General features: G+C 75.5%; 9 protein-coding genes. 8 read left to right on the top strand and 1 reads right to left on the bottom strand.

Features of this window, described 5'->3' with window-relative positions:
* Nucleotides 1-97 precede the first annotated feature (97 nt).
* On the top strand, nucleotides 98-979 hold the full coding sequence (gene mca, locus ACSU53_RS11055) for a mycothiol conjugate amidase Mca (RefSeq protein WP_437026894.1): 882 nt from the start codon (nucleotides 98-100) through the stop codon (nucleotides 977-979).
* The gene (locus ACSU53_RS11050; RefSeq protein ID WP_437026893.1) at nucleotides 972-1,226 is read left to right on the top strand and encodes a hypothetical protein; all 255 of its coding nucleotides are present in this window, start codon (nucleotides 972-974) and stop codon (nucleotides 1,224-1,226) included. Before mca ends, ACSU53_RS11050 begins: the two co-directional genes overlap by 8 nt.
* 801 nt (nucleotides 1,227-2,027) lie before the next feature.
* Here ACSU53_RS11050 and ACSU53_RS11045 read toward each other — a convergent pair.
* A complete protein-coding gene (locus tag ACSU53_RS11045) occupies nucleotides 2,028-5,228 on the bottom strand; it encodes a tetratricopeptide repeat protein (RefSeq protein ID WP_437026891.1) in 3,201 nt (1,066 codons plus the stop codon).
* 608 nt (nucleotides 5,229-5,836) lie between these two features.
* On the opposite strand from ACSU53_RS11045, the gene ACSU53_RS11040 reads away from it, so the two are divergent.
* From ACSU53_RS11040 to ACSU53_RS11015, 6 genes are all read left to right on the top strand, one after another.
* Nucleotides 5,837-7,222: a sensor histidine kinase gene (locus ACSU53_RS11040; protein ID WP_437026889.1), complete on the top strand. Its 1,386-nt coding sequence runs from the start codon at nucleotides 5,837-5,839 to the stop codon at nucleotides 7,220-7,222.
* Complete coding sequence (locus ACSU53_RS11035; RefSeq protein WP_437026887.1) at nucleotides 7,219-7,938, top strand: response regulator; 720 nt, start codon at nucleotides 7,219-7,221, stop codon at nucleotides 7,936-7,938. The genes ACSU53_RS11040 and ACSU53_RS11035 overlap by 4 nt, the downstream gene beginning before the upstream one ends.
* A gap of 272 nt (nucleotides 7,939-8,210) precedes the next feature.
* Complete coding sequence (locus ACSU53_RS11030; RefSeq protein ID WP_437026886.1) at nucleotides 8,211-9,071, top strand: ABC transporter ATP-binding protein; 861 nt, start codon at nucleotides 8,211-8,213, stop codon at nucleotides 9,069-9,071.
* On the top strand, nucleotides 9,068-11,842 hold the full coding sequence (locus tag ACSU53_RS11025; RefSeq protein ID WP_437026885.1) for an FtsX-like permease family protein: 2,775 nt from the start codon (nucleotides 9,068-9,070) through the stop codon (nucleotides 11,840-11,842). Before ACSU53_RS11030 ends, ACSU53_RS11025 begins: the two co-directional genes overlap by 4 nt.
* A 306-nt stretch (nucleotides 11,843-12,148) precedes the next feature.
* The gene (locus ACSU53_RS11020) at nucleotides 12,149-13,552 is read left to right on the top strand and encodes an MFS transporter (RefSeq protein ID WP_437026883.1); all 1,404 of its coding nucleotides are present in this window, start codon (nucleotides 12,149-12,151) and stop codon (nucleotides 13,550-13,552) included.
* Complete coding sequence (locus ACSU53_RS11015; protein WP_437026881.1) at nucleotides 13,549-14,772, top strand: FAD-dependent monooxygenase; 1,224 nt, start codon at nucleotides 13,549-13,551, stop codon at nucleotides 14,770-14,772. Before ACSU53_RS11020 ends, ACSU53_RS11015 begins: the two co-directional genes overlap by 4 nt.
* Nucleotides 14,773-14,875: the final 103 nt, after the last annotated feature.

Raw genomic sequence — 14,875 nt, 5'->3', positions numbered from 1 at the left:
CGGAGCCCCGGAATTAATCGCCCCCCGATTCGGTCACTATAGAAGCCCGAGACTGCGCCGACGCACGCAGGGCGCCGACCGACTGAGGATTTGAGTCTTGACTGACCAGTTGCGACTGATGGCTGTGCACGCCCACCCCGACGACGAGTCGAGCAAGGGCGCGGCCACCATGGCGAAGTACGTGTCCGAGGGGGTGGACGTGCTGGTGGTGACCTGCACGGGCGGGGAGCGCGGCTCCATCCTCAATCCGAAGCTCCAGGGTGACGCCTACATCGAGGAGCACATCCACGAGGTCCGCAAGAAGGAGATGGACGAGGCCCGCGAGATCCTCGGGGTCAAGCAGGAGTGGCTCGGCTTCGTCGACTCCGGACTGCCCGAGGGCGACCCGCTGCCGCCGCTGCCCGAGGGCTGCTTCGCCCTGGAGGACGTCGACCGGGCGGCCGGCGAGCTGGTGCGCAGCATCCGCTCCTTCCGCCCGCAGGTGATCACCACCTACGACGAGAACGGCGGCTACCCGCACCCCGACCACATCATGACGCACAAGATCACGATGGTGGCCTTCGAGGGCGCGGTGGACACCGTCAAGTACCCCGAGGACGAGTTCGGGCCCGCCTGGCAGCCGCTGAAGGTGTACTACAACCAGGGCTTCAACCGTCCCCGCACCCAGGCCCTGCACGACGCGATGCTGGAGCGCGGGCTGGAGTCGCCCTACGGGGACTGGCTCAAGCGCTGGTCGGACTCCGAGCGCAAGGAACGCACGATCACCACGCACATCCCGTGCGCCGACTTCTTCGAGATCCGCGACAAGGCGCTGATCGCGCACGCCACGCAGATCGACCCCGACGGCGGCTGGTTCCGGGTGCCGATGGAGGTCCAGAAGGAGGTCTGGCCCACCGAGGAGTACGAGCTCGCCAAGTCCCTCGTCGACACCTCCCTCCCCGAGGACGACCTCTTCGCGGGCATCCGGGACAATGGCTGACATGAGCGCGAGTGCAAGCCTGGCATTGACGCACCTGGTCCCCCTTGCCGAGGAATTCGACAAGAACAAGGTCACCCCCGGCGTCCTCGGATTCATCGTCTTCGCGGCGATGGCCCTGGCGGTGTGGGCCCTGATGAAGTCGATGAACCGGCACATGAACAGGGTCGACTTCACCGAGTCCCCGGAGCCGGGTTCGAAGGCCGAGCCGACGGCGGCCTCCGGGGCGGCCAAGGACAAGCAGGACTGAACGGTGGGCTCTCCGCCCCGGCGGAGAGCCCACCGTTCGGCCGCCGGCCGGGCCGCCACCAGGCCCTGCGCCGACCGCGTGCCGCCGACCGCGTGTCGCGCCGACCGCGTGCCGCGCCGACCGCGTGTCGCGCCGATCCCTGCCGCGTCGCGTCGATGTTTCCCGGCTGCGGAGCCGACGTATCCGGCCGTGGTGCCGGGTGGGCCGCTGTTCCCCGCCGCTGTCTCCGCTGCTGTTCCCCGCCGCTGTCCCGTGGCCGCGGTGCTGTGCCGGTATGCCGCCCCTCCCGCGCGGCGAGGCGGCGGAGGGGCCAGCGCTCCTCACGGGTTCCTCCCGCGCTCCTTTCGCGGGCCTCGGTCACGTCGCGCTGGTCCGCGGCCGTCGGGTGGCCGCGGGGCCGGACGAGCCGTCCGTCTCGTGAAACGGTCCCTGCGTCTGGCCTTTCCGTCCGTTTGTCCGGTCTCCCGGGCCCCGGTCCCCGAGTCGGGCCTTACCGTCCGTTTGTCCGGTCTCCCGGGCCCCGGTCTCCGGTCTCCGGTCTCCGGGCCTCGGTCTCCGGGCCCCGGTCCCTGCGACCTGCCGTACTGCCGTCCCCCGGCTCCCGCGCCGGAGGGCCGCTCCCACGACCGCAGACCCCCGGCCCCGAGGGTCCGCTGCACGGTCCACGGGCGGCGCTGGTCGGGCCGCTGCTGCCCCGGGGGTGCTGGTCGGGCTGCCACCAGGCCTCCGGCGCCGGACGGACCACTCCGCGGCCCGGCGGCGCAGGTCCGACCGCCTGCCGCGCCGCCGCGTGCCGCCCGCCTACGGCGCGGGCGCGACCTCCACGCCCATGACCTCGCGGGCGTGACGGCTGGGCACCATGCCCAGGCGCCACGCCTGCCACCCCGCCTCCAGGGTGACCCCGCGTTCCAGCAGGAGCTGGAACGCCTCCACGTAGTCGTCCAGCTTCTCGTCGCGCAGCGGATGACCGTCCCGCGCGAGCCGGGACAGTTCCTCCTGGGCGACCGCCGTGCCGACCTCCGTGCCGCCGGGGGCCGCGTACGGCAGGAGGGTGCAGCGCAGGAAGCGGGCCCAGTCCTCGCCGCGCCGGTCCCCGTAGGACGCGAACAACGGCAGCGCCTCGTCGCACAGCGCCAGGGCCTGCTGCGTGCGCGCGTTGCCCGCGTCGACGACCGCCAGCTCCAGGCAGGTCCACGCCTCCCCGTGGGCGACCCCGATGCGCCGGAAGTCGGCGCGGGCGTCCACCAGCAGCTGCCGGGCGAACCCGGAGTTGCGCAGCGAGCCGGTCCGGGCGGCACGCTGGTCGCGGGTGACCCGGGCCGAGTGGTGCCGGGCGCAGGCCAGGCCGTAGACGTCCCGCATGCGGGAGAACATCGTGCGGGAGCGTTCCAGCTCGCGCACGGCACGGTCCAGGTCGCCGGTCTCCTCCAGTGCCTGCCCGAGGTAGTAGAGCGTCCACGCCTCGCCCCGGGCGTCCTCGTTGTCCCGGTGCCGGGCCGCCGCCCGGCGCAGGTCCTCCACCGCCGGGGAGGCGTCCCCCGTCACCAGCCGGGTCCGGGCCAGCTGGGTCAGCGCCCAGGCCTCGCCGCGTCCGTCCCGGGTGCGGCCGTACAGCTCCAGGGCCGCGCGCAGCTCGCTCTCGGCCCGCGTCACGTCCCCCAGCCGCAGGTGCAGCTGGCCCAGCTGGAAGTGGGCCCACGCCTGGCCGTGCACCGACTCGCCCGCGCGATGCAGCACCAGGGACTCGTCGAGCAGGCCGAGCGCCTCGGACAGGCGGGCCCGGTCGCGTTCGACCGCGGCCAGCGCGTGCATCGTCCACGCCCGGTCCGTGGCCAGCTCGGGAGCAGCCTGGAGGGCGAGGGACTCCCGCAGCTTCGCCGCCGCCTCCGTCAGGTTGCCCTGGTGGTGCAGCGTGATCCCGAGCGAGGTGAGCGCACGGGCCGCGCCCGCGTCGTGGTGCGCCTCCCGGTAGAGGTCCACCACGGAGGTGAGGGTGGTGCGCGCCTTGTCCAGCTCGCCGAGCTGCCGGGCGGCGATGCCGGTGCGCCACTGCACCGACCTCACCAGCAGCCCCTCGTCCACGGCCTGCGCCAGCTCGCTGATCTCGCCCAGCCGGTACAGGTCACCGCGGAGCAGGCAGTAGTCGCACAGCGCGCCGAGCAGGTTCAGCACCGCCGCCCGGTCCACGCCCTCGGCGTGCCGCAGGGCGGCGGTGATGAAGCTGGACTCGTCGTCCAGCCAGCGCAGGGCCTCCTCCAGCGAGGTGAAGCCGTAGGACCCGAAGCGGTCGGACCGGGTCGACACGTTGCCGTCGACCAGCCGCAGCACGGAGTCGGCCAGCTCGGCGTAGTTCACGATCAGCCGCTCCTGCGCCGCCGACCGCTCGGCGGGGTCCTCCTCGTCGGTCAGCCGGGCCTGGGCGAAGGCGCGCACCGTGTCGTGCAGCCGGTACCGGCCCTGCCGCACCGGGCTGATCAGACCGGCCCGGGCCAGCGCCTCGAGGTGCCGGGTCGCCTCGGTCTCGTCGGTGGCCAGCAGCGCGGCGGCCGCCGCAGCGCCCAGCGAGGCCCGGCCGGCCAGCGCCAGCCGGCGCAGCAGTCTCCGTACCGTCTCGTTCTGGTCGGTGTAGCGCAGCCACAGGGCGCGCTCCAGCGGCTCGACCGGGCCGTAGGCGCCCAGGTCGGCGGCGAGGGTGCGCGGCGATCTCGGGCCGAGCGAGGAACCGGCGATCCGCAGCGCCAGCGGCAGCCCGCCGCACAGGTCCCGCACCCGGTCGGTGGCCTCGGCGTCGTACGGCCCGGAGGAGTCCTGCGCGGCGGCCGACAGCAGTTCCTCCGCACCCGCCGGGTCCAGCGCCTCCACGGCCAGCTGGTGCACCCGCGCGGGCAGGTCGTCGGGCAATCCGAGCGGGGCGCGGGCGGTGACCAGGACCAGGCTGTCGGAGCGTTCCGGGACCAGGGTGCGCACCTGCATCGGGTCGGAGGCGTCGTCCAGGACGATCGTGACCGGCAGCCCCGTCAGGTGCTGCTGGTACAGCTCGCTCAGCCGCTTGACCTGCTGGTCCGCGGAGGACCGCTCGCGGAACAGCAGCTGCTCGCGGGGCGCGCCGAGCCGGTTCAGCAGGTGCAGCAGCGCGTCCCGGGTGGACAGCGGCGGCTCGCCGGGGCTGTCGGCGCGCAGGTCCACCACGCAGGCTCCCCGGAAGTGGTCCCGCAGCTCGTGCGTGGCCCGCACCGCGAGGGTGGTCCGGCCGCTGCCGGGCGCACCGTGCAGCACCACCACCGTGGGCCGGGTCTCGGTGCTCGCCCGCGCGGACTGCACCCACTGCCGGATCCTGGCCGTCTCCTGCCGCCGGCCCGCGAACGGGCCCACCGGCTCGGGCAGTTGCCCGAACGACTGCTCCAGCACGGTCCGCCCGCGGGCCGCCGCGCTCTTGTCTGCGCCGCGCAGCCGCGGCCCCGGCTTCGTCGGCCCGGTCGACGCGGCCAGCACCCGCTGCTGGTCCAGGAAGGGGCGGATGCCCCGCACCTCCAGGGCGGTCAGCCACTGGAGCCGCAACTGCTCGGGCCCTCCCGGCTGGCTCACCGAACCGGCCCGGCGGTGGGCGGCCGGCACGTGCGTCCCGGCCACCTTCACCACCGTCGCGGCGGCCCCGGCCACGCCCACGGTCACCCCGGCGCTCAGCGCCGTCCCGACGCCGGTGCCCAGCGCCACGTCGGCGACCACTGCCGCCATCCCGGCCACCCCGGCCACGAGTAACGGGGTCCCGGCGCCCTCGCGGGCGTAGCGCTGGCGGAAGGTGAGCCGCCCGGCCTCGGCCTCGTCCAGGGCGCTCACATACGCCTCGTACTCCTCGGCCGCGGTCGCCGCCATCGCGTCGAGCGCCCCGCGCGCCCGGCTCAGCAGCACCTTCCCGTCCGTACGTCCGCCCGTGCGGCGGACCTCCTCCTCGACGGCCCGCCCCAACAGCCGCTCGGCTTCCGCCCGATGACTGTCCCGCATGTCTCGTCCCCCTCCGGCGGCGACGCCCCTTCCGGCCCCGTTCCTTGGTCACAAGTGTGTCGTCCGGGAGCGTTCGTGGGGAGGGGGCAGCCGGGAGGGACGGGCTGGAGGGACAGGACGGAGGGACGGGCCGGCGGGGCGGGCCGGAGGAGGCCGGGGCCGGGGGCGGCGAAGGGACACCCGGCGCTCACGGTTGCCGGTGCCGCCCTGACCCTGCCACCCCCTACCGGGGTATCACCCGGAAATGGCTCCCCGGGGTGACGCCTCACGGGCGCCCCCTCCCCTACCCTCCGCAGCGTGAGCAGGGACGAGAGGAGAGAGACGGGCGGGTACCGGACGCCGAGGGCGACGCACCCGTTGCGGTGGAGCCGGACGCAGTCGGCTCAGTGGTCCGGCCGTCGCCGCCGACTACGGTGGAGTCCCGTTCCTACGCAGGTGCGGGTACCGCCGGACAACCACGTGCGGGACCGACACGTGCGGGACAACCACGTGTCGGACAACCACGTGTCGGACAACCACACGCGGCACCGCCACATGCGGGACAACCACATGCCGGACAACCACGTGCCGGGCGGGCGGCCGCCGGCCGTACACAAGAGGGTGGGCCCTTGACCCCACTGGAGGAGCAGCCGCCGCGCGCGCTGTTCGCGGAGGCCTCGCGGCGGTGGGTGCGGGCGCTGCCGTGGGCACTGGCGTTCGTCCTGGCCGTCTCCCTGCTGCCCACCACCATCGTGGTCCTCACCGCCGACTACGGCCTGCACGGCGCCGTCGCCGCCGGACTGGCGGTCGGGCAGGCCGCGCCGCTGCTGCTCGCCGTGGTGCGGCCGCTGCGGGCCTGGTACGTGGTCTTCGTCGCGGACGTGGCCGGGGCCCTGACCCTGCTCGGCGCCGACTTCGGGCAACGGCTGCTGTGGCCGTTTCCGCCCCCGGGACTTGTCGGGTACGTAGCCCTCTGCCTCGCCCTCGGCCTGCGCGAACGCCGCCGAACCCTGCTGCTGGTGTGGCTGGCCACGGCAGCGGCCAACGTCGGCCTGGGCTTCGTCGCGCCGCACGGCTTCGGGGCCCGGGAACTGCTGCTCACCATCCTCGGTGGTGTCGCGCTGCTGCTGGGGGGCGCGCTGCGCGAGCGGTACGAGGTGCAGCGCCGGCTGGCCGAGCAGGAGACGATCAGCGAGGCGGAGCGCGGCCGGCGGACGCTGCTGGAGGAACGCGCCCGCATCGCCAGGGAACTGCACGACGTGGTGGCGCACCACATGTCCGTCATCACGGTGCAGGCGGACACCGCCGAGTACCGTCTGCCGGCGCTCCCCGCGGAGGCGCGGGCGGAGTTCACGTCCATCGCGTCGACCGCGCGGGAGTCGCTGGTCGAGATGCGCCGCCTCCTCGGCGTCCTGCGGAGCGAGGAAACGGGGGGCGAACTCGGGCCGCAGCCCGGCCTGACGCAGATCGGGCAGCTGGTGGAGGCGACGGCACGGGCCGGCGGGCCGGTGGAGTACAGCCCGTACGAGGGCGAGGTGCCCGACGCGGTGGGGCTCTCGGCGTACCGGATCGTCCAGGAGGCCCTCGCCAACGTCGTACGTCACGCGCCGGGAGCCCCGACCCGGGTGTCGCTGACGCTGTCGGAGCCGCGGTCGCTGTCGGAGCCGGAAGGCGACCGGGGCGGTCAGCGGCTCACCGTCCTGGTGGTCAACGGCCCGCCGCCCCGGCCGCCCGGCCGGCCGCTGGAGGCAGGCGGCGGTACCGGGCACGGACTCGTCGGCATGCGCGAGCGGGTCCGGCTCGTCGGCGGCACCCTCGACGTGGGTCCGCTGCCGGACGGCGGCTTCCGGGTCGCCGCCCGCCTCCCCGTGGCCGGAACGCCCGAAGCGCCCGGAGCGATCGCGGGAGCCGCAAGGCCCGGAGCGACCGGGAAGCCCCGAGAGACCCCGGAGACCTCAGAGGCCGAGACCTCAGAGACCCCAGAAACCCCAAGGACGGGAGAGGACTCCACGTGACGACGCGCGTCATCATCGTCGACGACCAGGCCATGGTGCGGGCCGGGTTCGCCGCTCTGCTGGCCGCCCAGAGCGACATCGACGTGGTGGGCGAGGCCCCCGACGGTGCGCAGGGCGTCGAACTGAGCCGGCGCACCCGCCCGGACGTCGTGCTGATGGACGTGCGCATGCCGGAGATGGACGGGCTGGAGGCGACGCGCCGGCTGCTCGCCCCTCCGCCGGGCGGCGGAGGAACCACCTCCGCGGACCCGGCCGCCTCCGGTCCGGTGGGGGAGCACCGGCCCCGGGTCCTGATGCTCACCACGTTCGACGTCGACGACTACGTCTACGAGGCGCTGCGGGCGGGCGCGAGCGGCTTCCTGCTGAAGGACGCACCGCCCGCCGACCTCATCGCCGCGGTCCGCATCGTGGCCGCGGGCGACGCGCTGCTCGCCCCGTCCGTGACGCGCCGGCTGATCGCGGACTTCGCCCGGCAGCGTCCCGCCGCGCGCGGCCGACCGGAGTTGCGGCTCAAGGCACTGACGGAACGCGAGACCGAGGTCCTCACGCTGGTCGCCCGCGGCCGGTCCAACGCGGAGATCGCCGGGATCCTGGTGCTCGCGGAGCAGACGGTGAAGACGCACGTGAGCCGTGTCCTCACCAAGCTGGACCTGCGCGACCGCGCGCAGGCGGTCGTCCTCGCCTATGAATCGGGACTGGTGACCCCGGGGGAGTAGCGGACCGGCCCGCCTCCCCTCCCCTTCCGTCCCTTTACCTCCCCTCCCCTTCCCTTTCCCTCCCCCTCCCCTCCCTTTCCCCTTCCCGTCCTCCTGCGGCGGCCTCACGGGCCGTGCCCCACCGTGCCCGTTTCCCGCCGCCCTCCTCCACCCCCTACCGGGGTAGCACCCCCACATCGGCTCCCCGGTATGACGCCCGGCACCGAACCCTCACCGCACTGTTGCTGACGTCACCGACGAGCGGTCATGCACCGGAGTGAGGGAGAGCGACCATGAGACTACGCAGGGGCGGGCGGCGGACCGCCGACGACGGGGCGGCGCCGGACCCGCGTCCCGAGGCATCGGACCGGCGCCCCGCGGCGACGGACGCCCTGTCCGGTGCCGCCGTCGAACTCCGGGGAGTGCGGCGGCAGTACGGCCGCGGCGCGGACGTCGTGCACGCCCTCGCCGGCATCGACCTCGCCCTCGCGCGCGGCACCTTCACCGCCGTCATGGGCCCCTCCGGGTCCGGCAAGTCGACCTTCCTCCAGTGCGCCGCCGGGCTCGACCGGCCGTCGGCGGGTTCCGTGCGCCTCGGCGGTACGGAGATCACCGGCATGAGCGAGAACGAGCTCACCGCACTCCGCCGCAGCCGCCTCGGTTTCGTCTTCCAGGCGTTCAACCTGCTGCCGTCGCTCACGGTGGAGCAGAACGTCCTGCTGCCGATGCGCCTGGCCGGGGTGCGCCGCGACACCGAGGGGCGGGCGGCTCAGGTGCTCGCGCAGGTCGGGCTCTCCGACAAGGCACGGCGGCGGCCCGGTGAGCTGTCCGGCGGTCAGCAGCAGCGGGTGGCGGTCGCCCGCGCCCTGGTCACCGCTCCCGACGTGGTGTTCGCCGACGAACCCACCGGAGCCCTCGACACCGGCGCCGCCGGGGAGGTCCTCGGGCTGCTCCGCGACGCGGTCGACTCCCTCGGCGCGACCGTCGTCATGGTCACCCACGACCCGGCCGCGGCCGCGTGGGCCGACCGCGTGCTGTTCCTCGCCGACGGCGTCTTCGCCGGCCATCTCGAACGGGCCCCGGCGGAACGGATCGCACAGCGGATGACGGTGCTGACCGCCCGCGCGGGCAGGACGGCGGGTGTGGCGGCATGAGGCGCCCCAACGGTCTCGCCCGCGCGGCGGTCCGCTTCAAGCCCGCGTCCTTCGCCGGGACCTTCCTCGCGCTGATGATGTCCGCGCTGATCGTCACGGCGTGCGGCGTCCTGCTCGAGACGGGCCTGCGCGCGGGCGTGCCGCCGGAACGCTACGCCGACGCGCCGGTCGTCGCGGCGGCCGACCAGTACGTGCGCGTCGTCACCGGCAGCGGGGAGGACCGCGAGGAGGAGGCGGTCCCGCTGCCCGACACGGCGCGCGTCGACGTCGCACTGGCGGCGCGGGCCGCCCGGGCACCCGGTGCGGCGGACGCCGTCGCGGACTTCACCTTCCCGGTGCGCCCGGCCGGCGCAGCGGACGACGGCGGACGGAATGTCCCCGGGAAGGGAGCGGCCGGCGCAGCGGACGACGGCGGACCGGTCGTCCCCGGGAAGGGAGCGGGCGGCGGAGCAGGCGACGGCGGACCGGTCGTCCCCGGGAAGGGAGCGGGCGAGGGAACAAGCGACGGCGGACCGGGCGTCCCGGCCGGGGAGGCCGTTGGTACCGGATCGGCCGGCGAGACCGTTGGTACCCGACCGGCCGGGAAGGCCGCTGGTACCGGACCGGCCGCCCCGGCCGGGGTGCTCACCGGGCACGGGTGGGGCTCCCACGCCTTCACCGGGACCGCGCTGACCGAAGGCTCCGCACCCCGCGAGGGCGAGGTGGTGCTCGACGCGCGGACCGCCCGGGCCGCAGGGACCGGCACCGGCGGCACCATCACCCTGGACACCGCGGCCGGGCGGCGGGACTTCCGCGTCGCGGGCCTCGCCGCGCCCGGGCCCGGGGACGCCCCCGGACCCCGTGGTCCCGGTTCCACGGGGGGCCTCGCCTGGTTCGCCGACGCCCAGGCCCCCGCACTGGCCGGTCACCCCGGCAAGGCGGACGCCGTCGTCGTCCTCGCCCGGCGGGGCACCGGCACGGGCGACCTCGCCGCCGCCGTGCGCACGGCCCTGGAGGGCTCCGGCGCCCGGGTGCACGTCGGCGACGACCGAGGCGCCCTGGAGGAGCCGCTCCTCGGCCACGCCAAGGAGACCCTGTTCGGGATCGGCGCGTCGTTCGGGGGCATCGCCACCCTCGTCGCGATCTTCACCGCGGCCGGGACCGTCGCCCTGTCCGTGTCCCAGCGGGCCCGCGAGTTCGCGCTGCTGCGTGCCGTCGGCGCGACTCCGCGGCAGATCCGCCGCGCGGTCGCCTCCGAAGCGCTCCTGGTCGCCCCCCTGGCCGGGCTCCTCGGCTGTCTGCCGGGCATCGGGCTGGCGCACTGGTGGTTCGGGCAGTTGCAGGACCGCGGGGCGATCCCGCAGGCGGTGCAGGTGCACGTCTCCGTTCTCCCCCTGCTCGCGGCCGTCGGCCTCGGACTGCTCACCGCGCTCGGCGCCGGCTGGGCGGCCGGCCGCAGGCCCGCGCAGATCAAGCCGGGGCAGGCGCTGACCGAGGCATCGGTGGAGCGGCCGCGCCCGGGACCCGTCCGGACCGCTCTGGGCGTCGCCGCCCTGGCCGGCGGCGCTCTCCTCACCGGGGTCTCCGCCCGCTCCGCGGGGGACGACGCGGCCGGGGCGGCGCTGGGCGTCGTCATGTGCTTCATGTTCGCCGTCGCTCTGCTCGGCCCCCTGGTCGCCCGGCTGGGCGTCGGACTCCTCGGCCCCGTGCTGCGCGGCGCGGGCCCGGTCGCCGGGCTCGCCGCCGCCAACTCCCGTACCAACGCGCGCCGTCTGGCGTCCGCGATCACCCCGGTCGTGCTCGCCATGGCCTTCGCCTCGACGCTCGTCTTCATGAACACCAGCGAGCGTCAGGTCGCCGACCGGCAGCTGCGCGAGGGCATCACCGCGGACCACGTGGTGACCGATCCGGCCGGGCTGCCGCCCGACGCGGCCGCCCGCGCGGCCCGGGCGCCGGGTGTGGAGGCGGCCGTCGGTCTGCTCACCGCCCAGGTGCTGGTCCCGGTGGGGTCCGGCGAGTTCGCGTCCCTGCAGGGGGCCCGGGTCCAGGGCATCACGGGCACCGGGGCCGAACTCGCCGAGGTGCAGGACCTCGACGTGCGCGACGGCAGCCTCGACCGCGTCGGCGCCGGCCGGATCGCCGTCGACCGGACCCTGGCGACCGCGGCGGACGCGGGCGTCGGCGACCGGCTCCCGCTCCACCTCCCCGACGGCACCCGGGCCGCCCCCGAGATCGTCGCCGTCTACGGCCGCGGCCTCGGTCTGGCCACGGTGACCATGGACCGGGCGTCCCTGGCCGAGCACGTCACCTCCGGCTTCGACAGCACCCTGCTGGTCCGCGGCGGCTCGAAGACGTCCCTCGCCGCCCTGGGCACGGTCACCGACGCCTCCGGCCACGCCGCCGAACGGAACCTCGACGCCAGGCTGGGCGCCTGGACCAACCTCACGATGGCGGCCCTCCTCGGCGGCTTCGCCGCGGTCGCCGCCGTCAACACCCTGGTGATGACGGTCCTCGACCGCCGCCGCGAACTGGGCACGCTCCGCCTCGTCGGCACGACCCCGCGCCAGGTCCTGAGCATGCTGCGCTGGGAGAGTCTGCTGGTCAGCGGCATCGGCGTGGTCCTCGGCTCCGCGATCGCCGCGGTCACGCTGATCCCGATGGTGCGCGGGACCACGGGCGCCCTGCCCCACGTGCCGCCCCTGGTGTACGGCGGCTTCGTGACCGCCGCCGGCGGCCTGGCCCTGCTCGCGGTCACGCTGCCCGCCCGGGGCGTACTGCGGCGCCGGCCCTGACCCGCGTCCCTGCCGTCGGCCCCGGGGCCCCTTCCGGCCCCGGGACACCGACCGACTCCCGCCGGCACGGGCGCCTCCCCCGTACGCGCCACCAGCCGCCCCACCCGGCCGACCCGGGACACGCCCCACCCGAACCGCCCCGACCCGCCACGGCCCGGCACGGTCCTTCCCGATCCGCCACAGTCCGGCGCTCAGCCCCGCCACGGCCCGGCACGGTCCCTCACGACCCGCCACGCCCCGGCGCCCGGCCCCGCCACGCCCCCCCACAACACACCACCCTCACCCGCCCCGCCGGAAAGGACGCCCATGACCACGACCCAGGCCCCCACCGTCTCACCCCCGACGGGCAGGGCAGCCGTCGGAGCGCTCGGCCTGCTGGCGCTGTCCGCCGGCGCCCTGGAGTCGGTGGTGGCGCCGACGCTGCCGCTGCTGGAACGCGAACTCGGCCTGGATCCCTCCGGGGCGGCCCTGCTCGGCGTCGTGCTCCTCGTCACCGGCGCGCTCGTCACCCCGCTGGCGGGCACGCTCGGCGACCGCTACGGCGGCAGGACGGTCCTGATCCGGCTCATGGCGGTCGTCGCGGTCGGCGGCACCGTGTCCGCCGTGGCGCCGAACCTGCCCCTGCTGTTGCTCGGACAGGTGCTGCAGGGAGCCATGGTCGGCGCGCTGCCCCTGTCGTTCGTCGTGGTCCGCGCACACCTGCCCGAGGGCCGGGCGAAGGTCGCCATCGGCACCGTCGGCGGCCTCTTCATCGGGGGCGGGACGGTCGGCATGCTGGCCGCCGGGCCGGTCGCGGAATCGCTCTCCCGGCACTGGATGTTCGCCCTGCCCACCGCCGCCGTCGCCGCGTCCACCCTGCTCGTGCACCGGCTGATGCCGGCCGACCCGCCGGGCCGGCCGCGCGGCACCCGGACCGACTGGCCCGGCCTGCTGCTCCTCAGCGGGACACTGGGTTCGCTCCTGCTCGTCCTCGCCCTGGCCCCGCAGGCCCGCGCGCACCCCGTCCCGCTCGGCGCGCTGCTCGTCCTCCTCGGTGCCTTCGGCACCGCATGGGTGGCCGTGGAACGGCGGTCGGCCGCTCCGATGGTCGACCTGCGCCTGCTGGCCCGTCCCGCGATCTGGAAGGCGTGCGTCCTGACCTTCGTGATCTGCCTCGGCACGTCGGCGGCGGTCTTCCTCGTGCCCCAGCTGCTCGACGAACGCGGGGACGGACACGGGTTCGGCCTCGGCGCCACCGGCATCGGCCTCGTCCTGCTGCCCGGCGCCCTCGCCGCCACGCTGGCCGGGCCGCTCGGCGGGCTCGGGGAACGCCGGTTCGGCTCACGCGCCGTGGTCGGGGCCGGCGTCGTCACGATGACCGCCGCCCTGCTGTTCCTGGCGGCCGCGCACACCGAGATCTGGCACGTCGCCGCCGGGAAGGCACTCGTCGCGCTGGCCAACGGCCTGTGCGTCACCGCCCTGATGACCAGTACCGCCACGGCCGTCGACGCGGGCGACACCGGCATCGCCACCAGTCTGATCCTGGTGAGCCGGGTGCTCGGCTACGCCGTGGGCGGGCAGCTCGGCGGCGCCCTGCTCACCGCCGCGACCCCGCCCGGCTCGACGGTCGCCGCCGAGTCCGCCTACGTCACCGGCTTCGTCCTGGCCGGCCTCGTCACCCTGCCCGCCCTGTTCCTCACCCGCACCCTCACCAGGGGAGTCACCGCATGACCCGCGCCCACCGTCCGGCCCGCCCGCACACCGCCTCCCCGGACACGGTCCTGATCTCCGGCGCCGGCATCGCCGGCCTGTCCCTCGCCCACTGGCTGCACCGCCTCGGACACACGGTCACCGTCGTGGAGAAGGCCGGCGCACCGCGCCATGGCGGCTATCCCGTCGACATCCGCGGCACCGCACTCGATGTCGTGGAGCGGATGGGCCTGCTGCCCCGGCTCCGGGACGCGCACATCGGCCCGCGCCGCCTCACCTTCCTGGACGGCGACGGCACCGAAGTCGCCTCCCTCGCCCCGCACGCCCTCACGGGTGGCGCCGCGGGACGTGACCTGGAGATACGCCGCGGCGACCTGACCGACGCCCTGTACGGGACCGTCCGGGACGACGTGGAGTTCCTCTTCGACGACTCGGTCGACACCCTCGATGCCGACCCGTCCGGTCCCGGCGCCGACGTCACCTTCCGCAGCGGTGCCCGCCGCACCTTCGGCCTGGTCGTCGGCGCGGACGGCACCCACTCCCGCACCCGGGAGATCGTGTTCGGCCCGGAGAACCGCTTCCACCGTCACCTCGGCCACTGCTTCGCCGTGTTCACCATGCCCAACACGCTCGCCCTCGCCGACGAAGTGGTCCTGTGGAACACCCCCGGGCGGGCCGCGGCCCTCTACGCGGTGGGCGACGGCGACGAGGTGCACGCCTTGCTCGACTTCGCCCACCCCGGGCCGCCCAGCGGCCTGTTCGGTGACCCGCAGGCCCAACGGACCCTGCTCACCGAGGTCTTCGCCGACGCCGGCTGGCACGTCCCGGACATGGTGGCCGCCGCGCGCGAGGCCGGCGACCTGTTCTTCGACGCCGTCGGCCAGATCCGCATGCCCCGCTGGTCCAGCGGCCGGGCCGCACTGCTCGGCGACGCCGCGTACGCGCCCTCCTTCCTCACCGGGCAGGGCACCAGCCTCGCCCTCGTCGGCGCGTACATGCTCGCGGTGTCGCTGGCCGGCCGGGACCACACCGCAGGGCTCGCCGCGTACGAGCACGGCACCCGCGCCTTCGTCACCCGGAACCAGGACCTCGCCGATGAGGGCGGCGCCACCCTCTTCCCGGCCACCGCCCCGGCCCTGGCCCGGCGCAACGCCCGCCTGCGCACCCTGCGCTCGCTGCCGTCCCCCGCTCCCCGCCCCGCCCACGCCTCCCTCGCCCTGCCGGACTTCCCGGCGCCCTGACGCCGACGGGGCCCCGAACCGGCAACCCCGGCGGGGCGGGTCCGGCCGCCCCGTCCCCCGCCGTTCGTGTCCTCCCCTGTGGCGCACGGGCGGGCACGGGGCG

Source organism: Streptomyces sp. enrichment culture, assembly GCF_964273255.1.
GTDB lineage: Bacteria > Actinomycetota > Actinomycetes > Streptomycetales > Streptomycetaceae > Streptomyces.
The sequence above is the reverse complement of the archived record's forward strand: the minus strand, read 5'-3'. Positions and strand labels throughout refer to the sequence as shown.